Origin of the sequence: Gluconacetobacter entanii (assembly GCF_003206495.1) — a bacterium.
Lineage (GTDB): Bacteria > Pseudomonadota > Alphaproteobacteria > Acetobacterales > Acetobacteraceae > Novacetimonas > Novacetimonas entanii.
Map to the genome: position 1 here is coordinate 12,867 of NZ_NKUF01000018.1, position 20,825 is coordinate 33,691.

At 65.1% G+C, this 20,825-nt stretch carries 23 protein-coding genes; 11 read left to right on the forward strand and 12 right to left on the reverse strand.

Translation table 11 applies throughout. The annotated features are described in order from the left end of the window. Nucleotides 1-3: 3 nt before the first annotated feature. From CFR72_RS09325 to uraH, 6 genes are read left to right on the forward strand one after another with little or no spacing between them, the layout of a single operon-like run. Nucleotides 4-1,599 carry a gamma-glutamyltransferase family protein gene (locus tag CFR72_RS09325; protein ID WP_110913697.1) on the forward strand — a complete coding sequence of 532 codons (1,596 nt, stop codon included), beginning with the start codon at nucleotides 4-6 and terminating at the stop codon, nucleotides 1,597-1,599. Next, nucleotides 1,593-2,861 (forward strand): allantoate amidohydrolase, encoded by a 1,269-nt coding sequence (locus tag CFR72_RS09330; protein ID WP_110913698.1) that lies wholly within the window; start codon nucleotides 1,593-1,595, stop codon nucleotides 2,859-2,861. Before CFR72_RS09325 ends, CFR72_RS09330 begins: the two co-directional genes overlap by 7 nt. Beyond that, a complete protein-coding gene (locus CFR72_RS09335; protein ID WP_110913699.1) occupies nucleotides 2,861-4,090 on the forward strand; it encodes a pyridoxal-phosphate-dependent aminotransferase family protein in 1,230 nt (409 codons plus the stop codon). The genes CFR72_RS09330 and CFR72_RS09335 overlap by 1 nt, the downstream gene beginning before the upstream one ends. A 4-nt stretch (nucleotides 4,091-4,094) precedes the next feature. Continuing rightward, the gene (gene puuE / locus CFR72_RS09340) at nucleotides 4,095-5,006 is read left to right on the forward strand and encodes an allantoinase PuuE (protein ID WP_110913735.1); all 912 of its coding nucleotides are present in this window, start codon (nucleotides 4,095-4,097) and stop codon (nucleotides 5,004-5,006) included. After that, the gene (gene uraD / locus CFR72_RS09345; RefSeq protein ID WP_110913700.1) at nucleotides 5,003-5,530 is read left to right on the forward strand and encodes a 2-oxo-4-hydroxy-4-carboxy-5-ureidoimidazoline decarboxylase; all 528 of its coding nucleotides are present in this window, start codon (nucleotides 5,003-5,005) and stop codon (nucleotides 5,528-5,530) included. The genes puuE and uraD overlap by 4 nt, the downstream gene beginning before the upstream one ends. After that, complete coding sequence (gene uraH, locus CFR72_RS09350) at nucleotides 5,527-5,883, forward strand: hydroxyisourate hydrolase (protein WP_110913701.1); 357 nt, start codon at nucleotides 5,527-5,529, stop codon at nucleotides 5,881-5,883. The genes uraD and uraH overlap by 4 nt, the downstream gene beginning before the upstream one ends. A 177-nt stretch (nucleotides 5,884-6,060) precedes the next feature. Here uraH and CFR72_RS09355 read toward each other — a convergent pair whose 3' ends face one another. The 5 genes from CFR72_RS09355 to CFR72_RS09375 all read right to left on the reverse strand — a co-directional run bounded on the left by CFR72_RS09355 (nucleotide 6,061) and on the right by CFR72_RS09375 (nucleotide 12,754). Continuing rightward, entirely contained in the window at nucleotides 6,061-7,089 is a 1,029-nt protein-coding gene (locus CFR72_RS09355) for an isocitrate/isopropylmalate dehydrogenase family protein (RefSeq protein WP_110527166.1), read from the reverse strand. Between the two features lie 177 nt (nucleotides 7,090-7,266). Then, nucleotides 7,267-9,039, reverse strand: a complete 1,773-nt coding sequence (locus CFR72_RS09360) for an aminopeptidase P family protein (protein ID WP_110913702.1) — start codon at nucleotides 9,037-9,039, stop codon at nucleotides 7,267-7,269. 61 nt (nucleotides 9,040-9,100) lie between these two features. Beyond that, the gene (locus tag CFR72_RS09365; protein ID WP_110913703.1) at nucleotides 9,101-9,622 is read right to left on the reverse strand and encodes a GNAT family N-acetyltransferase; all 522 of its coding nucleotides are present in this window, start codon (nucleotides 9,620-9,622) and stop codon (nucleotides 9,101-9,103) included. Then, on the reverse strand, nucleotides 9,615-10,517 hold the full coding sequence (locus tag CFR72_RS09370; protein WP_110913704.1) for a 50S ribosomal protein L11 methyltransferase: 903 nt from the start codon (nucleotides 10,515-10,517) through the stop codon (nucleotides 9,615-9,617). Before CFR72_RS09370 ends, CFR72_RS09365 begins: the two co-directional genes overlap by 8 nt. Further along, the gene (locus CFR72_RS09375) at nucleotides 10,514-12,754 is read right to left on the reverse strand and encodes an ATP-dependent helicase (RefSeq protein WP_110913736.1); all 2,241 of its coding nucleotides are present in this window, start codon (nucleotides 12,752-12,754) and stop codon (nucleotides 10,514-10,516) included. Before CFR72_RS09375 ends, CFR72_RS09370 begins: the two co-directional genes overlap by 4 nt. Nucleotides 12,755-12,883: 129 nt before the next feature. Between CFR72_RS09375 and CFR72_RS09380 the strand changes: the two genes are divergently transcribed. After that, entirely contained in the window at nucleotides 12,884-13,591 is a 708-nt protein-coding gene (locus CFR72_RS09380; RefSeq protein WP_233045111.1) for a JAB domain-containing protein, read from the forward strand. A gap of 3 nt (nucleotides 13,592-13,594) precedes the next feature. Here CFR72_RS09380 and CFR72_RS09385 read toward each other — a convergent pair whose 3' ends face one another. After that, a complete protein-coding gene (locus tag CFR72_RS09385; RefSeq protein ID WP_110913705.1) occupies nucleotides 13,595-14,296 on the reverse strand; it encodes an HAD hydrolase-like protein in 702 nt (233 codons plus the stop codon). Nucleotides 14,297-14,401: 105 nt separating this feature from the next. Here CFR72_RS09385 and CFR72_RS09390 point away from each other — a divergent pair, with 105 nt between their 5' ends. Continuing rightward, entirely contained in the window at nucleotides 14,402-15,091 is a 690-nt protein-coding gene (locus CFR72_RS09390; RefSeq protein ID WP_167400344.1) for a JAB domain-containing protein, read from the forward strand. 116 nt (nucleotides 15,092-15,207) lie between these two features. On the opposite strand, the gene CFR72_RS09395 is transcribed toward CFR72_RS09390, so the two are convergent. From CFR72_RS09395 to CFR72_RS09405, 3 genes are read right to left on the reverse strand one after another with little or no spacing between them, the layout of a single operon-like run. Further along, complete coding sequence (locus CFR72_RS09395) at nucleotides 15,208-16,356, reverse strand: 5-(carboxyamino)imidazole ribonucleotide synthase (protein WP_110913706.1); 1,149 nt, start codon at nucleotides 16,354-16,356, stop codon at nucleotides 15,208-15,210. Further along, nucleotides 16,353-16,913 (reverse strand): 5-(carboxyamino)imidazole ribonucleotide mutase, encoded by a 561-nt coding sequence (gene purE, locus CFR72_RS09400; protein ID WP_261310365.1) that lies wholly within the window; start codon nucleotides 16,911-16,913, stop codon nucleotides 16,353-16,355. Before purE ends, CFR72_RS09395 begins: the two co-directional genes overlap by 4 nt. Nucleotides 16,914-16,943: 30 nt before the next feature. After that, complete coding sequence (locus CFR72_RS09405; protein WP_110094011.1) at nucleotides 16,944-17,144, reverse strand: YdcH family protein; 201 nt, start codon at nucleotides 17,142-17,144, stop codon at nucleotides 16,944-16,946. Nucleotides 17,145-17,307: 163 nt separating this feature from the next. On the opposite strand from CFR72_RS09405, the gene CFR72_RS09410 reads away from it, so the two are divergent. Continuing rightward, complete coding sequence (locus tag CFR72_RS09410; protein ID WP_110913707.1) at nucleotides 17,308-17,478, forward strand: YdcH family protein; 171 nt, start codon at nucleotides 17,308-17,310, stop codon at nucleotides 17,476-17,478. 62 nt (nucleotides 17,479-17,540) lie between these two features. Here CFR72_RS09410 and CFR72_RS09415 read toward each other — a convergent pair whose 3' ends face one another. The 3 genes from CFR72_RS09415 to rpmE all read right to left on the reverse strand — a co-directional run bounded on the left by CFR72_RS09415 (nucleotide 17,541) and on the right by rpmE (nucleotide 19,398). Continuing rightward, nucleotides 17,541-18,119: a DUF1013 domain-containing protein gene (locus CFR72_RS09415; protein WP_110913740.1), complete on the reverse strand. Its 579-nt coding sequence runs from the start codon at nucleotides 18,117-18,119 to the stop codon at nucleotides 17,541-17,543. A gap of 251 nt (nucleotides 18,120-18,370) precedes the next feature. Continuing rightward, the gene (locus CFR72_RS09420) at nucleotides 18,371-18,961 is read right to left on the reverse strand and encodes an Hsp20 family protein (protein WP_233045115.1); all 591 of its coding nucleotides are present in this window, start codon (nucleotides 18,959-18,961) and stop codon (nucleotides 18,371-18,373) included. Nucleotides 18,962-19,167: 206 nt separating this feature from the next. Further along, nucleotides 19,168-19,398: a 50S ribosomal protein L31 gene (rpmE, locus tag CFR72_RS09425; RefSeq protein ID WP_110913708.1), complete on the reverse strand. Its 231-nt coding sequence runs from the start codon at nucleotides 19,396-19,398 to the stop codon at nucleotides 19,168-19,170. Nucleotides 19,399-19,705: 307 nt separating this feature from the next. On the opposite strand from rpmE, the gene mscL reads away from it, so the two are divergent. Beyond that, the gene (mscL, locus tag CFR72_RS09430) at nucleotides 19,706-20,197 is read left to right on the forward strand and encodes a large-conductance mechanosensitive channel protein MscL (protein ID WP_110913709.1); all 492 of its coding nucleotides are present in this window, start codon (nucleotides 19,706-19,708) and stop codon (nucleotides 20,195-20,197) included. A 190-nt stretch (nucleotides 20,198-20,387) separates the two neighbouring features. Continuing rightward, nucleotides 20,388-20,774 (forward strand): hypothetical protein, encoded by a 387-nt coding sequence (locus CFR72_RS09435; protein ID WP_110913710.1) that lies wholly within the window; start codon nucleotides 20,388-20,390, stop codon nucleotides 20,772-20,774. Nucleotides 20,775-20,825 lie beyond the last annotated feature (51 nt).

Consider the following 20,825-nt stretch of genomic DNA (forward strand, 5'->3'; position numbering starts at 1 on the left):
ACCATGCTCAACACGCCGCGTTCGTGCCGGGGGATGGTGACATCGCCCCATCACCTCGCCAGCCAGGCAGGGCTGGATATCCTCAAGGCCGGGGGCACGGCGATCGAGGCCGCCGTCGCCACGGCGGCAGCGCTGGCGGTGGTCTATCCGCACATGACCGGCATTGGCGGTGATGCGTTCTGGCTGACGCTGTGGCCGGACGGACGCGCGGAAAGCATCGACGCCAGCGTGGCGGCGGCGATGAAGGCCGACGTTGCGTTCTACCGCAATGCCGGGATGGACCGTATCCCGTGGCGTGGGCCGCTGGCGGCGAACACGGTCGCGGGCACGGTGTCCGGGTGGGACATGGCCCTGTCATGGAGCCATGCGCTACAGCCCGGGCTGCCGCTTGGCCGGGTGCTGCGCGATGCGATCTATTACGCCGAACAGGGTGTTCCGGTCACGGCGGGGATGGCGGACATCACGCGCGCCAAGGTCGATGAACTGCGCGCCGTCCCCGGTTTCGCCGATCAGTTCATGCCAGCAGGCCGCCTGCCGCAGGCGGTCGACATCCTGCACAACCCGCGCCTTGCCCGTACGCTGCGCGCGCTGGCGGACGAGGGGCTGGACAGTTTCTATCGCGGGCGTATCGCCGCCGACCTTGCCGCCGACCTTTCGGCGCTGGGCAGTCCGCTTGCGCTGTCGGACCTGCAATCCCATCGTGGCGTGCACCAGCCTGCGCTGCATGCACGCATCCGTGGGGCGGACCTCTATAACGTGGCGCCGCCGACGCAGGGCGTGGCCTCCCTGCTGATCCTGTCGCTGTTCGACCGCCTGCGCGCGGCGAAGGTGGACAGCTACGACTACATGCATACGCTGGTGGAGGCGACGAAGCTTGCCTTTCGCTATCGCGACACGCATGTGGGCGACCCGGCGCTGATGACGGTGCAGGCGCAGGATATCCTTGATGATGCGGGCGCGCTGGACCGGATGGCGGCCTCCATCGACCCGCAGCGCGCGGCCCCGTGGCCCCATCCGTCGCAGGCGGGCGATACGGTGTGGCTGGGCGTGATCGATTCCGACGGGCTTGCCGTCAGCATGATCCAGAGCCTGTATTTCGAATATGGATCGGGCGTCGTCCTGCCGCGCACCGGCGTGGTGTGGCAGAATCGCGGCACCAGCTTTGGCATGGACCCCGACGGGTGGAACGGTCTGCGTCCGGGGCGCAAGCCGTTCCATACCCTCAATCCGGCAGGCGCGCGCCTCGATGACGGGCGGACCATGGTCTATGGCACCATGGGAGGCGAGGGGCAGCCACAGACGCAGGCGGCCGTCTTTACCCGCTATGCCTGCTATGGCGTGCCGCTGCAGCGTGCGGTCACCGCGCCGCGCTGGCTGCTGGGCCGGACATGGGGGGAGGAAAGCGTCAGCCTGAAATACGAGGACCGCTTTGACCCCGAACTGATTGCGCGCATGCAGGCCGCAGGTCACCAGATGGAGCGGATGGGGCCGTTCACCTCCACCATGGGGCATGCGGGCGCACTTGTGCGGCATGACAGGACCGGCCTGATCGAAGGGGCCACCGACCCGCGCAGCGACGGAGGCGTGGCAGCATGGTAGGATTGTCGCCGATTTCCGCGCTTCCCCCCTCGGGCCAGCGCGCCGTGGCGCGGTGTGACCTGCTGGGACGCGCGCCCTATTCCGATGACACGGATGGCCTGTTCCGTCCTTACCTCGGGGCGGGGTATCGCGCGACGCTGGACCGGATCGCGGGATGGATGGATGAGGCCGGCATGTCCGTGCGTGTCGATGCCGTGGGCAATGTGGTGGGACGTTACGAAGGCACTGTGCCCGATGCACCGTCGCTGCTGATCGGTTCGCACGTGGACAGCGTGCGCAATGGTGGCCGGTATGACGGGATGCTGGGCGTCATCCTCGGGGTTGAGGTGGTGGCCGGTTTCGCGCGGGCCGGACGGCGCTTTCCCTTCGCGATCGAAGTGATCGGGTTCGGGGATGAGGAAGGGTCGCGCTTTCCTGCCGCCATGCTGACCTCGCGCACGGTGGCGGGGGTGCGTGACGGGTTCGACCTGTCGATGGCCGATCGTGACGGGGTCACGCTGGCCGAGGCACTGGCGGAATTCGGCCTCGACCTTGCGGGGATCGACGAAGCCCGGATCGCCCCCGATCGCGTGCTGGCCTATGTCGAGGCGCATATCGAGCAGGGGCCGGTGCTGGAGGCCGAAGGCCGCGCCGTGGGCGTGGTCAGCGCGATCGCGGCACAGCACCGTTACCGTGTGACGATGCAGGGCATGGCGGGCCATGCGGGCACGATCGCCATGCACCTGCGCCGCGATGCGCTGGCGGCGGCGGCGGAGGCGATCGGCACGGTGGAACGGGTTGGCAATGCAGGCCCCGCCGACCTTGTCGCGACGGTGGGACGGCTTGAGGTACAGCCCGGCGCGGCCAATGTCGTGCCCGGCGACGTGATGTTCACCATCGACGTCCGTGCGGGCACCAATGCGGTGCGTGACGCGGCGGCGCGTGCCATCATCGACGACATCCGCCAGATTGCCGCCCGGCGCGACATCATCCTTGACGTGACGTTGCAGCAGGACCTTGACGCCACCCCGTGCGATCCGCGCCTGACCGTCCTGATGGAGCAGGCGGTGGCGGACGTGACCGGGACGCCCGCGCGCGTGCTGGTCAGTGGCGCGGGCCATGATGCGATGGTCATGGCGCACCGTGTCCCCGTCTCCATGCTGTTCATCCGTTGTGAAAAGGGCATCAGCCACAACCCCGCCGAAGCCGTGACGGCGGCGGATGTGGAGGTCGCCCTGCGCGCGCTGACGGATTTCGTGTGCCTTTTTGAAAGACGTTCCTGATGACACAGAACATTTTTGGCCAGATCGACCCTCCCTCACGCATGTTGATGGGACCGGGGCCGGTCAACGTTCATCCGCGCGTGCTGCGCGCCATGGCGGCCGACATGCTGGGGCAGTTCGACCCGGAAATGACGGACTACATGAACCAGACGATGGCGTTGTACCGGACGGTCTTCATGACCGAAAACCGCTGGACGTTCCTGGTCGATGGCACGGCCCGCGCGGGGATCGAGGCGGCGCTGGTCTCGCTGCTGGAACCGGGATCTCGGCTGCTGATCGTGCGGGCGGGGCGGTTCGGGCTGCTGCTGTCGGAAATCGCGCAGCGGATCGGCGCGGAAATCTTCACCATCGACATCCCGTGGGGCGAGGTCGCGACCCTGAAACAGATCGAGGACGGCATCATCGCGCACCGCCCCAACGTGCTGGCGTGCATCCATGGCGATACATCGACCACCATGGCGCAGCCACTCGACGGGGTAGGGGAACTGTGCCGCAGGCATGATGTCCTGTCCTATGTCGATGCGACGGCGACGCTGGGCGGGATGCCGGTTGCAACCGACCGGTGGGGCGTGGATATCGTGACGGGCGGGTTGCAGAAATGCATGGGGGGGCCGCCGGGGTCCTCGCCCATCACGATTTCGGACCGTGCCGCCGCATACATCATGTCGCGCCGCCATGTGGAGGCCGGGATCCGCAGCGCGAATACCACGGACGGGACGCGCGCGCGTATTGCCTCGAACTATTTCGACCTGTCCATGATCATGGATTACTGGTCCGAAAAGCGCCTGAACCACCATACCGAGGCGACCAGCATGCTGTATGCCGCGCGCGAGGCCGCGCGCATCATGGTCGAGGAAGGGCTGGAGGCGCGTTTCGCCCGCCATGCCGCAGCCTCCCGCGCGATGGGGGCGGGCCTGCGTGCGATGGGACTGACCCTGTTCGGCAGTGACGCACACCGCATGGCCAACGTGACCGGCGTGTACATCCCCGAAGGTATCGATGGGGAGAAGGTGCGCGCGCGCATGCGCGATGATTTCGAGATCGAGATCGGTTCCGCCTTTGGCCCCCTGCAGGGGCGGATCTGGCGGATTGGTGCCATGGGCTACAACGCGGCGAAGAACAGGGTGCTGCTTACGCTTGGCGCGCTGGAGGCGGTGCTGCGCCAGCAGGGGCATGGCCTTGTCTCCGGCCGTGCCGTGGATGCGGCCCTTGCGGAATATGGGGAGTGATGTGATGGAGCAGCCCAACGGATATCCGCGTGACCTGGTCGGCTATGCCGGGTCACCGCCTGACCCGAAATGGCCCGGTGGCGCGCGTATCGCGGTGCAGTTTGTCATCAATTATGAAGAGGGCGCCGAAAATTCCATCCTGCATGGCGATCGCGGGTCGGAGGCGTTCCTGTCGGAAATGATCGGCGCGCCATCGATCCCCGGTGCGCGCGCGATCGCGATGGAAAGCCTGTATGAATATGGTGCGCGGGCCGGGTTCTGGCGCCTGCACCGGATTTTCACGCAGCGTAAGCAGCCGGTGACGGTGTTCGGTGTCGCGATGGCCATGGCCCGCAATCCCGATGCGGTGCGCGCGATGAAGGATGCCGGGTGGGAAATCGCCTCCCACGGGTTGCGCTGGATCGATTACCAGCACATCCCCGAAGCGGTGGAGCGCGCACATATCGCCGAATGCATCGCCCTGCATACGCAGGTGACGGGTTCGCGCCCGCTGGGCTGGTACCAGGGCCGCACCAGCCCCAATACCGCGCGTCTGGTCGCGCAGGAAGGCGGATTTATCTATGACGCCGATTCCTATGCCGATGACCTGCCGTACTATGACCGCAGCAATGGCCGGGCGCAGTTGATCGTACCCTATACGCTCGATGTGAATGACATGCGTTTCGTCGCCCTGAACGGCTTTACCGAAGGGGAGCAGTTCTTCAACTACCTGCGCGACACGTTCGACGAACTGTATGAGGAAGGGGCCGCCGCGCCAAAGATGATGTCGGTGGGACTGCATTGCCGTGTGGCGGGGCGTCCGGGGCGTGCGCGCGCCGTAGCGCGGTTCCTTGACTACATCGCCAGCAGGGAACAGGTCTGGGTTGCGACCCGGCTGGACATCGCGCGTCACTGGCTTGCGGTGCATCCGGCATGACATCGGCCATTGCACGCGCCAATGCGCTGGACGAGGCACGTTTCATCGAACTGTTCGGCCCGATGTTCGAACATTCCCCATGGGTGGCGGAACAGGCGCTGGACTACCGGCCCTTCGATGACGCAGCGCACATGCTGCGCGTCATGGAGCATGAAATGCGCCGCGCCACCGATGCGCAGCAGATGGCCCTGATCCGCGCGCATCCCGAACTTGCGCGGCGGGCCGTGGTGGATCCGACACTGACGGATGCGTCCGCCACCGAACAGGCCTCGGCCGGGCTGGATCGCCTGACGCCGGAGGAATTCGCCCGGTTCCGGGCGCTCAACGATGCCTATGCGGCCAAATTCGGCATCCCGTTCATCATCTGTGTCCGCCTGTCGGACAAGGCGCGGATCCTGGGCGAGATGGAGCGGCGGCTGGCGCATGACCCGGAGACGGAGATTGCCACGGCCCTTGATGAAATCGCGAAGATCGCGGCCCTGCGGCAGGCAGATATCCTCAAACGGCTGGAGGACGCACCATGAGTACCCTTTCGACCCATGTGCTCGACCTTGTTTCGGGGCAGCCGGCAGAGGGAATGGAAATTACCCTGTGGTCGGGTAATGAACGCCTCTTTGCCGGTGTGACGAACACGGACGGGCGCTGCCCCGACCTGTCGGCGGCGGTGGGGGATATGAAAGCCGGGAATTACCGGCTGGAATTCGGGGTCGCGACCTATTTCCGGGGACGTGGGGTGGCGCTGTCGGACCCGCCGTTCCTTGATGTCGTGCCGATCGCATTTGGCATGGCGCAGTGCGCGGCGGGGGAGAAGGGGGGGCATTACCATGTGCCGCTTCTGGTTTCGCCCTACGGTTTTTCGACCTATCGCGGAAGCTGACAGGTTCTTTTCCAGAAAGGCTGCATTCTTCGAAGCTTTTTGAAAAAAGCTTCACCAAAAACGTTTGATGTCTTTAAGGACAACAGAACGCAAAAAGGGCCGTGGCAGGTGATGCCACGGCTCTTTTTTACCTGTCCCGCAACGGCAATGCGCCATTGCGGGAACGGGCAGGAAAGATCAGACCAGCGCCTGCTTCAGCGCGGCCGTCAGGTCGGTCGTGGTCGCCTTGCCGCCAAGGTCGCCCGTGCGCACCGCGCCGGAGGTGATGACCTTGTTGATGGCGCTGTCGATGCGGTCGGCAAGGTCCTTGCGGCCGACATGCTGCAGCATCATGTTCGCCGCCAGCAGCAGCGCGGTCGGGTTGGCCTTGTTCTGGCCCGCGATGTCGGGGGCGGACCCATGGACCGCCTCGAACACGGCGGCCTTTTCACCGATGTTCGCGCCGGGGGCGAGGCCGAGGCCACCGACCAGGCCCGCCGTCAGGTCGGACAGGATGTCACCGAACAGGTTGGTGGTGACAATGCAGTCGAACTGCCACGGATCGGTCACAAGCTGCATGGCGCAGGCATCGACGATGCGCTCGTTCACTTCGACGCGGCCTTCATATTCCTTCGCGACCTTGCGGCCTTCCTCAAGGAACAGGCCGGTCAGCAGCTTCAGGATGTTGGCCTTGTGCACCAGCGTCACGCGCTTGCGGTTGTTCTTGACCGCGTATTCAAAGGCATAGCGGACGATGCGGTTGCATTCCGCGCGCGAGGTGTAGCCAGCACTGGTGGCGATGGCATGCGGGTCATCACCGACCGGGATGTAGTTTTCGAGCGCGGCGTAGTAGCCCTCGAGGTTCTCGCGGAAGATGACGAGGTTGATGTTGTCGAAGCGGCCGCCCGGCACGATCGTCTTTGTGGGACGGACATTCGCGAACAGACCGAACTCCTGACGCAGTGTCACGTTGATGGACTTGAAGCCACCACCGACGGGGGTGGTCAGCGGACCCTTCAGCGCGAGGCCGGTGCGACGGATGCTTTCGATGGTTTCCTTGGGGAGCGGGCTGCCGGTGGCGTCAAGGGCGGCCACACCGCCGAGCGCCTTCTCCCACTTGAACGGTGCGCCGACGGCGTCAAGGATTTCGATGACGGAGTCAACAATTTCGGGGCCGATCCCGTCGCCGGGGATCAGGGTGGCGGGAATTGTTTTTTCTGCGGACATTTTGAACGTCTCCCTATCGTGCTTGCACCTGACTGCGGGTCAGGTTGCGCACCGGCTTGGCTGTTTCCGTGTATCGCTGTCGGATCCAGTTGCGTCGGAACTGGTAAAAAGTCCTAGGCCCCAGACCGGCATGTGACAATTCCATCACCCCCGTCCGGGACCATATTCGTGGTCACATTATCTGGCGCTCAGCGGTGCGCAGGCCGCCTCCAGCCATGTCTGCCCGACATTGTCCAGATGTGGGGCCACCTGTTCAAAAACCCGTGCATGATAGGCGTCGAGCCACGCGATTTCGGTGGTGTTGAGCATGTCCACCGCAATCAGGCGGCGATCGAACGGCGCGAGGGTCAGCACCTCGAACGCAAGGAAGGGACGGTTTTCGCCATTGGTGACCGCAGGCTGGACCAGCAGCAGGTTCTCCAGCCGGATGCCGAACGCGCCGGGGCGGTAATAGCCGGGTTCGTTGGAGATGATCATCCCGGCCTCGAGCGGGACGGGACGGTAATGGGTGGAGATGTTGCACGGCCCTTCATGCACCGACAGGTAGCTGCCGATTCCATGGCCGGTGCCATGGTCGTAATTCAGCCCGCCTTCCCACAGCGCCTGACGCGCCAGCACGTCGAGCGCATGGCCCGTGGTCCCCTGCGGGAAATGCGCCCGCGCCAGCGCGATATGCCCGCGCAGGACACGGGTGAAGGCGTCGCACACATCATCGTCGGGCTGTTCGGGGCCGGTCCAGACCGTGCGGGTGATGTCCGTCGTGCCATAGGGATACTGCGCCCCGCTGTCGATCAGGTACACCTCGTTATGGCGCAGGATGCGGTCGGTGTCCGGTGTTACGCGGTAATGGATGATCGCGCCATTGGGGCCGGAACCTGAAATGGCGGGGAAGCTTTCCTCCCGGTAATCCAGGCACTGCTTGCGGAAGGCGTCGAGGCGCTCGGTCGCTTCGAGTTCGCCCGTGCCGACGCCCTCGGTCTGCAGCCAGTGCAGGAAACGGCAGATGGCCACTGCGTCGTGTTCGTGGGCGCGGCGCGCACCGTCCTGTTCCACCGGGTTCTTGATCGCCTTGGGCAGCACGCACGGGTCTGTGGCGCGCAGGACGGTGGCCCCGGCCTGCTCCAGCGTCTGGATGAACCACACGGAGTTGGCGGCCGGGTCCACCTGCACCCGACGTTCCGCCAGTGCCGCAAGGTGTGCCGGCAGGTCATCGGGGAGGAAGGTGCGCACCTCCTCGCCCAGCCATTCGCGCGTACGCGGCGTCAGCTTTGCCGGGTCGATGAACAGTGAGACGGTCGCATCGGCATGGACAATGGCGAAGCACAGGCTGAGCGGCGTATAGGGCACATCGTTGCCCCGGATGTTGAGCAGCCAGGCGATGGAGGCCGGGTCGCTGAGCACGACGCAGTCCGCGCCCGAGTCGCGCAGTTGTGTCGCAAGCGTCGCGCGCTTTGTCGCGCTGTCGAGGCCGCTATATTCAAGCGGCTGTTCAAGGCATGGGGTGCAGGGCGGCATCGGCCGGTCGGTCCAGATGGCGTCCACCGGGTTGCGCACCAGCGGCACAAGCGTCAGCCCCGCCTCAAGGAACGGCAGCAGCGCCTTTTCGCTCAGCAGGCGCGGGTCGTACCCGATGCGCGCGTTCGCCCCGTGCTGCGCCAGCCATTGTGCGGGGGGCGTTTCGATCAGGTGCAGCCGTTCCCAGCACAGGCCGTTGACCTGATGTTCCATCTGCGTGGTGTAACGGCCATCGGAAAAGACCGCCGCGTGGTCCATCAGCACCGCCGCCATGCCCGCGCTGCCGGTGAAATCCGTCAGCCAGGCAAGCCGTTCGGAACAGGGGGCGACATATTCGCCCAGATGTTCATCCCCGCGCGGCAGGATGAAGCCATCGACGCTGGCCTGTCGCAGGGTTTCGCGTAATGCGTGAAGGCGGGTGGGGGCATCCGTCATGGAACGTGGCTCCGGTTGGAAAAGGTGGAAAGGCTGGGGCGCGTCATGTCCATGACGGCGGTCAGTCGTTGGGGACGAGTTTGTACAGGAACATCAGGTCCATCCACCTGCCGAACTTCGTCCCGCATTGCGGGATCATGCCGCCGGGCTGGAAATCGAAGCGTTCATGCAGCAGGCGGGAGGGCGTGTTCGACGCGGTGATGGCTGCCACCATCACATGCACGTCCGATCTGCGCGCAAGGTCGCACAGATGGCCAAGCAGCAGGCTGCCGATGCCGCGCCGCTTGTAGGCCGGGGCGATGTAGATGGAATGTTCGACCGTGTGGGCATAGCCCGAGAACGGGCGGAACGTCTTCCAGCTACAATATCCCGCCACCGTGCCGTCGGGTGTCACCGCGACAAGGATGGGAAAGCCCTGCGCATTGCTGTCACGCAGCCAGTCGAGGCGCACCGCCACCGTGGTTTCGCGCGTTTCCCACAATGTCGTGCTGTTGCGGATGGCATCGTTGATGATGTCCACGATCGCGGGAATGTCCTCGGGCGTCGCGGGCCGGATATGGATGTCCGTGACGGGGTCAGGCATCGGGCTTCCTCAGGATCAGCGTGGCCCAGTCCCCCTCGCGCAGGCGGCGTTCAAGCACCAGCCCCTGCCGACGATGCGCCGACAGCACCATGCGCACCTGCGTGTTGAGCAGCCCGGCAAGGATGGCCGTGCCGCCGGGCAGCAGGTTGTGCGCAAGGTCGGCCGCCATCGAACACAGCGGGCGGGCGAGGATGTTGGCGAACACGAGGTCATAGGGCGCATGCCTGCGGATGGCAGGCGTGCTCCACCCATTGCCCAGATGGCACGACAGCAGGTGCGACAGCCCGTTCATCCGCGCATTGCGCCGGGTGACGCGCACCGACCACGGATCGATGTCGGTGGCGAGCACGGGCTGCTTCAGCAGTGCCGCCGCCGCCATGGCGAGGATGCCCGAACCGCAGCCAAGGTCAAGGATGCGGCGCGGGCGGCGGTGGGCGATCATTTCCAGCGCACGCAGGCACCCGCGCGTGGAGCCATGTTCCCCCGACCCGAACGCAACGCCTGCATCAAGCACGAGGGTGATGCGCTGCGGGTTCGTGCCGGGTTCGAGGTGGGTGCCGCGAATGGCGAAGCGACGGCCCGCCGTCTGTTCGGGGAACGCCTCGTACGTGCGGGCAAGCCATCCTTCGGATTCGGTGGGCGTGCGTTCAAGCGGCGCGTCCACCCCCGTCAGCGCCGCCGCCAGCACAAGGGCGGTGCGCAGTTCGTCTTCCCCGTTGCCAATATCGCGCACGCCCTCGACCCGCCACTGGGTCTGCGCGTCGTCCACTTCGAAAATGCCGATGGTCGCGCAGACGATGGACAGCGCGTTTTCATAGGCTTCCACGGCCTCCGGCGGGACGGTGACCGCAATGGTCTCCAGTTCGGTGGCGTGGCGGCGGGGGGGAATGGTCATGATACCTGCTCAACAAAAGTGTCGATCACCCGTTTGGGGCCGGCTTTTTCAAACGCGACCTCCAGGCGGTTGCCTTCGACGGACGTTACGGTGCCGTAGCCGAATTTCTGGTGGAAGACACGCGTGCCAATGGGAAAGGCCGTCTTGCGCGCCGGTGTGTCCGATGTCGTGATGTCCACGACGGCGCGGCGGCGCGCCACGACCGGAAAGGGCGTGGCCCCGAACACCGGGCTGCGCATTGCGCCATTATGGCGCGCGCGCGTCGCATCCCCGGTGGCGTGCACGTATTCGGGGGGCAGTTCCTCGACAAAGCGGCTGGGGATCGCGGACTGCCAGTTGCCATAGATGCGGCGGTTGGCGGCATGGCTGATGATCGCGCGCAGGCGTGCGCGCGTGATCCCGACATAGGCAAGGCGGCGCTCTTCCTCCAGCCCCTTCGCCCCCCCTTCGTCAAGCGTGCGCTGGGAGGGGAAGACCCCTTCCTCCCATCCCGGCAGGAACACGGTATCGAACTCCAGCCCCTTGGCGCCGTGCAGCGTCATGATGCTCAGCCGTTCGTTGCCCGCGTTCTCCTCCGTCTCCATCACCAGCGCCACATGTTCGAGGAACCCGCCAAGGCTCTCGAAATCCGCCAGCGCGCGCACCAGTTCCTTGAGGTTGTCCAGACGTCCCGGCGCATCGGGCGACTTGTCCGCCTTCCACATGTCGAGGTAGCCGCTCTCCTCAAGCAGGCGTTCGACCACCACCACATGTCCTTCGCGGGGCAGGTCCTCGCGGCACTGCCCGAAGCATTTCATCAGGGCGGCAAGGTGTTCGCGCGCGCGGCCCTTGATCTGCCCCGCCGCCAGCATCTCCAGCACGGCGGCGGTCAGGGGGATGTCGCGCGCACGGGCATGCAGGTGCAGTTTCTGCAGGCCGGTATTGCCGATGCCCCGGCGCGGGACATTGATGATGCGTTCGAACGCAAGGTCGTCCGAGGGCTGCGACAGCACCCGCATGTATGCCAGCGCGTCGCGGATTTCCGCGCGTTCGTAAAAGCGCAGCCCCCCCACCACGCGATAGGGCAGGCCGATGGTGATCAGCCGTTCCTCGAACGCGCGGGTCTGGAATCCCGCGCGCACCAGGATGGCGCATTCCGACAGGGGATGGCCGTCATTGTGCAGGCGCTCCAGTTCCTCGCCCACCATGCGGGCCTCGTCATCCGAATCCCATACGGAGATGACGCGCACCTTCTCGCCCTCCGCATCCTCGCGCCCGGGATGCAGCGTCTTGCCCAGCCGTTCCTCGTTATGGGCGATCAGGCCCGACGCCGCGCCAAGGATCTGCCGGGTGGAGCGGTAGTTGCGTTCCAGCCGTACGACATGGGCGCCGGGGAAGTCACGCTCGAAACGCAGGATGTTCTCCACCTCCGCCCCGCGCCAGGAATAGATCGACTGGTCATCATCGCCCACGCAGCAGATGTTCGCCGGTCCCTCCCCACGCTGGGCCAGCAGGCGCAGCCACAGGTACTGGATCGTGTTGGTGTCCTGGTACTCATCGACCAGGATGTAGCGGAAGAAGCGGTGATACTGCGCCAGAACGTCGGGGTGGGTGCGCATGATCTCCGTCATGTGCAGCATCAGGTCGCCAAAGTCGCAGGCGTTAAGCTGGATCAGGCGCTTCTGGTAATCGGCATAGATCTCGCGGCATTTGCCGTCGGCAAAGTCGCAGTCCTCCGCCTTGCTGACACGCTGCGGCGTCAGGCCACGGTCCTTCCAGCGCTGGATGACACCCATGATCCCCTGCGGGGGCCAGCGCTTGGTGTCGATGCGACGCGGTTCGATCACTTGCTTGAGCAGGCGGATCTGGTCATCGGTGTCGAGGATGGTGAAGCTGCTCGACAGCCCGACATATTCCGCATGGCGGCGCAGCATGCGCGCGCACAGGGAATGGAACGTCCCCAGCCACAGTCCTTCCACCGGCGCGCCGAGCAGTGCGCCGATTCGCTCGCGCATTTCGCGGGCGGCCTTGTTGGTGAAGGTCACGGCGAGGATCTGGTTCGGGCGCGCGCGTCCCGACAGCAGGATATGGGCGAAACGCGTCGTCAGCACGCGCGTCTTGCCCGTGCCCGCGCCGGCAAGGACCAGCAGCGGGCCGTCCGTCGTCTCGATCGCGGCGCGTTGCTCCGGGTTGAGCCGGGCAAGGTAATCGGGCGCGTCTCCGTCGGGAACGCGGGCGGGGGGGAAAGGACTGTCCATCACGCGGCCATCTATAGCAATGTCGGTCCCGGCAGGCCATGACCACGCGCACCAGACCTGCATCATTGTGGTGAGGGCCCGCCATCGGCCATGATGCGCATGGCGAAAGGCAAAAAGGCGGGAGGATATGTGGCATCACGCGCAGTCAGTGGCAGGACCGGCCCCGGCGGCCATCGCGCCCGCATGCGCGCGCGCATCCGTGCGGCGGGCGGGGCGTCGCTGGCGGATTACGAGATCCTGGAGGTGCTGCTGTTCGCCGGGATCCCGCGTCGCGACACCAAGCCGCTGGCCAAGGACCTGATCGCGCGGTTCGGGTCGCTTTCCGCGGTGCTGTCGGCGGGCCATGATGCCCTGCGCGCGGCGGGCGTGGGGCCACGCGCCTGCGCGGTGCTGGGCCTGCCTGCCATGGTGGCGGGACGCCTGTGCCGGGGGGATGCGCGGCCGCAGCCCTATATCCACGACCTGCATGCGGCATGGAGCCATTACGCCACCACGCGCGCCGCCCTGCCCGCACGGGGCCGTCCGGCGGCAGGACGGGTGACCCTCCTGCTGCTCAATGCGACCAACCGCCTGGTGGGGGAGGAGCAGGTGCCGGACGGGCCGCCTGCCGACATGTGCCGCGATATCCTGCAACGCGTGCTGCGGCTGCATGCGGTCTCGATCGTGGTGGTGTGGGATGACGGGACATTCCCGCCCACGCCCCGCCAGATGGAGGGGGCGGCCACCGTCATGCGGCAGGTGGAGGCCCATGGCCGCCTGCTGTCCACGGTCATGCATGACTGCATCATCGCGGGGGAGGAAGGCTGGACCTCCCTGCGGCGGGAGAAGATGCTGTAGCGCTCAGGCGGCGTGTTTGGCCATCAGCCTGAACTGCGTGTCGATGGCCTCGAGCAGTTCGTCAGGCTGGCTGACCAGCGCGTCGGCGCCGGCGGCGATCAGTTCGTCGCGGCCCCCATATCCCCACAGCACGCCAAGCGCGCGGACATGGTTCGCATGCGCGCCGGTGATGTCGAAACGCCGGTCCCCGATCATCAGCGCATGGTTGCGCGCGACGTCATGTTCCCGCAGGAGGGCGGCGATCAGTTCGGGCTTTTCCGCGCCGCTGTCATCCGCGCGTGCGCCCGACAGGCCGTCGAAATATTGCGACAGGTCGCGCAGGTGCAGGATCTTGCGCGCGAGGTAGCGCGGCTTCGACGTGGCGACAAACAGTCGCGTCCCCGCCGCGTGCAGGCTTTCGATCACATGGCGCATCCCGTCGAACAGGGGGCTTTTGCGCATGCCGCCGCCTTCGTAATGCTTGCGGTACAGCTCCATCGCCTCGTCCACGCGGTCATCGCCGTAATGGGCGAGGATATGGCCCAGAAGATCGCGCAGCGGCGGCCCCACCACCCATGTCAGGTCAACCGACAGGTCCGGTTCATGCCCCATGTCGCGCAGCACGGCATGGATGGATTCGATGATGCCGTCGTGGGAACGGATGATCGTGCCATCAAGGTCGAACAGGACCGCATTGCGCGGGGCGTGGGGTGCGGAAAAATTCATGCGGGTATGTAACCTCCGTCTGTTATCGATTATTGGACCCTACTATGCCCTGTCGTCGGGCCATCTGTCCCGAATTTATCGACATCTGCACGGATATGCCCGCAAATGGGAACCTATGCCCCCGATCCTCATGCCCTGCCCGCGCCGTGGGATGGCCCCCGCGACAGTGCCGAGGACAGCACGGGCATGGACGACCGGGCGCTGCTGCGCCATGTGCTGTGCACGCTGGAGGCGGGGAGTGTCGATACCGACATGCTCGTCGACGTGCTGCTTGCGCGGTTCGGGTCCGCCGGAATGGCGCTGTCGGCCCATCCGAATGACCTTGATGCGGTGCTTGGCGCCTACCCGTCACTGTCCCCCATGATCGCCACCGTGCGCGAAGCGGCCCTGCGCCTGCATCGCGCCTATGTCCGTCAGGGCGATGCCCTGTCAGGGCACCAGAGGGTCGTGGATTACCTGCAGGCGGTCATGGCGCATGACAGCACGGAGCAGTTCCGGGTGCTGTTCCTTGACGGGGAACATCGCCTGATCGAGGACCGCATCATGGGGATCGGCACCGTGGACCAGGCCCCGGTCTACCCGCGTGAGGTCATGCGCCGCGCCCTCGACCTTGATGCGCGCATCCTGATCCTTGCGCACAACCATCCCAGCGGCGATCCCACGCCCTCGGCCCCGGATATCCAGATGACCCTGCATATACAGCAGGTGGCCAGTGTCATGGGCATCCACCTGCACGATCATTTCGTGGTCGGGAATGGACGCAGCATCAGTTTCCGAAAGATGGGCCTGATCTAGGGGGCGTATCCCGTAATGTGCTGAAACCATAAAGGTTTTTGGAAAATCGTCGAAAGGTGCCGCCTTTTGATCGCGAAAGGCGCACCCAAAAACTTTCATCCTTTTTGATCGGCCTCTTATTCCGCGCTGGCGTCCGCAGGTGTCGCCAAGGGGCCAAGCGCGTCCTGCACCCCGAATTCGCCGGGCAGGCCGCCATGGGGGAACAGCACGTTGACATGCCCCATCTTGCGGCCGGGACGGGCCTGCGCCTTGCCATAATGGTGCGCCAGCAGGCCGGGTGTCGCCATGACCTGCGGCCACAGCGCCATGTCGTCCGGCCCGATCAGGTTTTTCATCACCGCGTCGCTGTGGCGTGTCGCGGGCGGCATGGGCAGCCCGGTTACCGCGCGGACATGCATCTCGAACTGGTCCACGGGACAGGCATTCATCGTCCAGTGGCCCGAATTGTGCGGGCGCGGCGCGATTTCATTGACCAGAAGCCCGCCATCGCGATCGACGAACATCTCCACCCCCATGATGCCGATCAGGTCGAGCGCGCAGGCGATGTCCGTCGCAAGGCCGCGCGCACGGGTGGCGAGTTCGGCGGGAATACGCGCAGGGGCGAGGCTGAGGTCGAGGATGCCGTTGCGGTGGCGGTTTTCCGTCGCATCGAACGTCACGACCTCGCCCGCGGCATTGCGCGAGACCATGACGCTGACCTCGCAGGAGAAATCGACCATGCCCTCGGCCACCAGCGGATGCGGCGACAGGCGGGCGAAGGCGGGGGCAAGGTCTTCGGGCGCATGGAGGCTCGCCTGCCCCTTGCCGTCATATCCCAGGCGCGTGGTCTTGAGGATGAAGGGATAGCCCAGCGCATCCGCCGCGACCTGCAGGTCCGATTCGCTTTTGACCAGATGGAACGGGGCCAGCGGGATGCCGGCATCGTGCAGGAACGTCTTCTCCGCGATGCGGTCCTGGCTGATGCGCAGGATGTGGCCCGACGGGTGCACCGGCCGGAGCGAGGACAGCAGGTCCAGTCCGTCGGCGCTGATATTCTCGAACTCGAACGTCACGACATCGACCGCATTGGCAAAGCGGCGCAGCGCGTCATGATCGTCATAGGCACCCACGGTCACCGCATGCGCCACCTGTGCGGCGGGGCCATCGGCCTCCGTCGTCAGGATGTGGGCGCGAAAGCCAAGGCGCGCGGCCGCCACCGCCGACATGCGGCCAAGCTGGCCGCCGCCGACGATGCCAAGGACGGCGTTCGGGGAAAGCGGCTTCATGTCACGGGTTCCTGTGCCACGGACTCCGTCTGTTCCGCGCGCCAGTTATCCAGGCGCTGCGCCAGCGCCCCATCACCAAGCGACAGGATCGACGCCGCAAGCAGTCCGGCGTTCTTGGCCCCGGCGCGACCGATCGCAAGGGTGCCGACCGGCACGCCGCCGGGCATCTGCACGATCGACAGCAGGCTGTCCATGCCCTTGAGCGCCTGCGATTCCACCGGGACACCCAGCACCGGCAGGCTGGTCCATGCCGCGCACATGCCCGGCAGGTGGGCGGCGCCGCCCGCGCCCGCGATGATGACCGAAAGCCCCCGCGCGCGCGCCGTGCGGGCGTATTCCGCCAGCCGGTCGGGCGTGCGGTGGGCGGAGACGATGCGGATTTCGTGCGGAATCTCCAGCGCCTCCAGCACGGCGGCGGCGTGGCGCATCGTTTCCCAGTCGGACTGGCTGCCCATGATCAGGCCCACGCGCACGGCGCTGTCGCTGGGGGCGGTGGGGGCGGGGGAATTGGTCACGGCGTCTTTACTTTCACGGCTTTCGGTCTGGGGGAGGGACATTCCCTGCGGCAGATAGGTGAAACGCCGCGATCAGGCAATGCTGTCGGGGATCAGCCGGCTTTCAAGCCACATGATCTCGTCCTTGAGCAGCAGCTTGCGCTTCTTGAGGCGCTGGATCTGCAACTGGTCCACGGGTTGCTCACCCATCCGGCTGATGACGGTGTCAAGATCGCGATGCTCGCTGCGCAGTTCGTGCAGCTTGCGAAGGAGGGTATCCCGGTCTGTCAGCATGGCGCTCCATCCAGCACATGAACATGATCCCATCCTAACCACATCGCGCGCGAAAAACGAAATGGTCGCGAATTCGCCGTCACCTGCGATTTTGTCATGGCATCTGGCGCGCGCCTTGCGTTAGCGTACGCGCGTCGTAGCCAAACATGCTGGAGGAGAGTCCATGCTGTACGAAGCACGTATCAACAGCCTCAAGACACGTCACGCCCGTCTGGATGACCGGATATTTGACGAGGACAGGCGACCGATGCCCGACCAGCGGGTGCTGATGCGACTCAAGCTTGAAAAGCTGCGGCTCAAGGAGGAGATCGAGCGGCTCAGCGTGCGGGGCTGAACCCCGCGCCATCGCGCATCATCCGGCCCCGCCATGGGAATGGCAGGGGCCGGAACACGCCATCAGATCGGGTCGTTGTCGAGTTCGATCGGCTGCGGCACGGCCTGCCCTTCGCGGGCAAGGCGCTCGTTGGCGGCATTGACCATCGCATTGAGGTCGGTCTGGCTGCACAGGCCAAGGATGACCGGGTCACGCGGCTTGATGTTCGCGCTGTTCCAGTGCTGGCGGGTGCGGACCTTTTCGATCGTGTCCTTGGTCGTGCCCAGCAGCTTGACCATATGCACTTCCGACAGTTGCGGGAAATTGCGCAGCAGGAACGCAATCGCGTCCGGGCGGTCGTTGCGCTTGGCCACGGGGGTATAGCGCGCGCCCTTGGAACGGCGGTGGATCGGGTTGGGGGCAGGCAGGATCTTCAGGCGCTGGGCCGGGTCCTTTTCACAGCGTTCGATTTCCGCCTGCGTCACCTGGTGGTTCTTCACCGGGTTGTAGCCCACGATCCCCTGTGCGACCTCACCATCGGCGATGGCCTGCACCTCAAGCGGGTGCATGCCGCAGAATTCGGCGATCTGGGTAAAGGTCAGCGCAGTCTTTTCAATCAGCCACACTGCGGTGGCCTTGGGCATAAGGGGCAGAGCGTTCATTGCAAAACAGGTCCTACTGCGTGTGATGGCGCCACGCGCAGGCACCTTGGGGAAAGGGCAGATCGTCAGTGCCGCCGGCGACACCATGCGTGCCTGCTGGCGCGCAAAAAACAAAAGCACTTGAAGCAAGGGATATGAAGGGGACGCACCCAAAAGGTCAAGGGCCGTGTGCGTGCGGAGGCCATAAAATCCGGGCATGAAAAAAGGGAGGCCGCAGAAGCAGCCTCCCCACATGTCCGCACCGGACGATCTCAGGCCGCCTGCCGGGATGGCGTGGCGTCCTTTGGTGTTCCCGCAAAGGGCGCGGGCATGGCGGGTGACTGTGGCGTGGCCTCATCCTGTATGGCGGCAGGCAGGGCCTGCGTTGCGGGGGATGCGTCCGCCCCGGCCTGTTCCGCCGTCGCCTGTTCCACCGTCGCGGGCGTGCCCGAGGAGATGGGAATGCGGCGCGGCTTCAGCGCCTCGGGGACGACATGGCGCACCGCGATGCACAGCAGGCCGTTATCGAGGTTGGCATTTTCCACCACGATATGGTCCGCAAGGACGAAGCGGCGTTCAAACGCGCGCCTGGCGATGCCACGATACAGGATTTCACGTTCAGGCTGGGTGCTGGCGACGCGCCCGGCCACGATCAGCGTATTGTCCTGCACCGTCAGTTCGATGTCGTCAGGGCCGAAACCCGCCACCGCCATCGTCAGCATATACTGCGAATCCGCCACCTTCTCGATATTGTAAGGGGGATAGGACGGGCTGACGGGGTTCTGTGCCGCCGTATCCACCAGTTGCGCCAGACGGTCGAAACCGATGGCGCTGCGGAACAGGGGGGCAAAATCGTAACTCATGAGAAAACCTCCTGAATAAGAGCAAGGTCTACTGTCATGCGGTCCCTCACGCCGGAGCGGACCGCGGTACTGTCGGTATCCATCGCAACCCGGCATGCGGCATTGCGACCCCTTGGAAATGGAAATGCCCGGTCCCTTTTTCAAGGGCCGGGCATTTGCATACTGACAGGCAGACCTGACACACAAACAGGGAGGCGTTACGTGCCTCAGCCCTTCTTGCGCTGGCCCAGACCGCCGAACTTCTTGTTGAACTTGGCAACCTGGCCCCAGGTGTCGAGCATGCGCTGCACGCCAGTCCACGCCGGATGCGACTTCGGATCGACATCAAGGCGCAGCGTCGCGCCGGGCGTGCCATAGCAGGAGCGGGTCTTGTATTCGGTGCCATCGGTCATGATGACGTTGATTTCGTGGTAATCGGGGTGGATGCCGGACTTCATGTTCAAAAACTTTCGCGCTGAAGGACCCCGATGCCGACCGGGGCATGACTTTTGCTGGCGTATAGACGAGGACGCACGCCCGATCAACATCTGATTGCCCGCGGGCCGGGCCATGGCGCATCTGCACGCTTCGGCGGGATCCAAAATGTATCCGCCACGTTACAAATATCAGTGCAAATGACGGAATTCTGTCACCTGTAAGCCTCACCTGCACTGTTGATGACACACCGTGTCATTTCCCCTGTCGTAAATAAGGCGGGGGGTTGTTAGACAGATCGAAGAATATACTTTTCAGAGGAAGATACAGATGGCGCAAAAGCCTACGCATCTGCATGTGCCCGACATCCATGCCCCAAGCTGGCTGGGGGATTTCCGTGCGTTCCTGATGCGCGGAAACGTGGTGGACCTTGCGGTCGGTGTGATCATCGGCGCGGCCTTCACTGCAATCGTCAACAGCCTGGTGAAGGACATCTTTACTCCGTTCCTCGGGCTGCTGATCGGGGGCATCGACTTTACCAACCTGTTCATCACCCTGCGCGGCCCGCACATGGCCACCCTGGCGGATGCGCAGAAGGCCGGTGCGGTGACGCTCAATATCGGCGTGTTCCTCAACGCCGTGATCCAGTTCATCATCATCGGTTTCGTGATTTTCTGGGTGGTGCGGATCATTTCCCGCTTCGCCGCGAAGAAGGAAGCGCCCGCAGCACCCCCGCCGCCGCCGCGCAGCGAACTCCTGCTGCAGTATATCCTTGATGTCCTCAAGGCGCAGGAAAAGACGAAGACGCCGCCCACCGCCTGATCCGCGGTCACGCGTGGTTACGTCCATGACGGGGCGGGTTCCGGCAGTGCGCCGGGCCCGCCCTTTTTTTATATCCACCGCGCCATCGTGCCCCCGGCGGGACAGGGCGCGTGATCTGATCCCTTGCCCATGGCGTGCGGGAACGTGCTAGGCTTGGGGCCTGATGAAAAGTATTTTCAGGCAATTACGCATGTCGGTTATCGCCATGGCCGGCTGCTGCACCCTTGCGGCCTGTCATGGGCAGGTGCGCGACGTCAATCATCTGCCCCCCGATGTGCAGAGCTACCTGCTGGTCACGTCCTATGCGATGGCCGAAGGAGGGCTGCTCAGCCGTGTGCAGGATGGGGCCCTGTCGCGTGAGCAGGTGCAGGACATGTCGATTTCGCTGAAATACGGCAAGCTGATGATCCTGAACAACCTGATGCACCCCTCGCGCCGCAGGCGTGAACGCGCGCGCCAGGCGGTCGAACTGATCATCGCCTGCACGGACCAGCCGGATATGTCGGGCAAGGACGCACCACCCGCGCCGCGCTGCATCCCCGACGCCCGCGCCCTGCTGAAGAATGCCGGACGATAACCCGTTGGGAAACAGAAGTTCCGGGTGAAGGCTTTGTTCACGAAGCTCCAA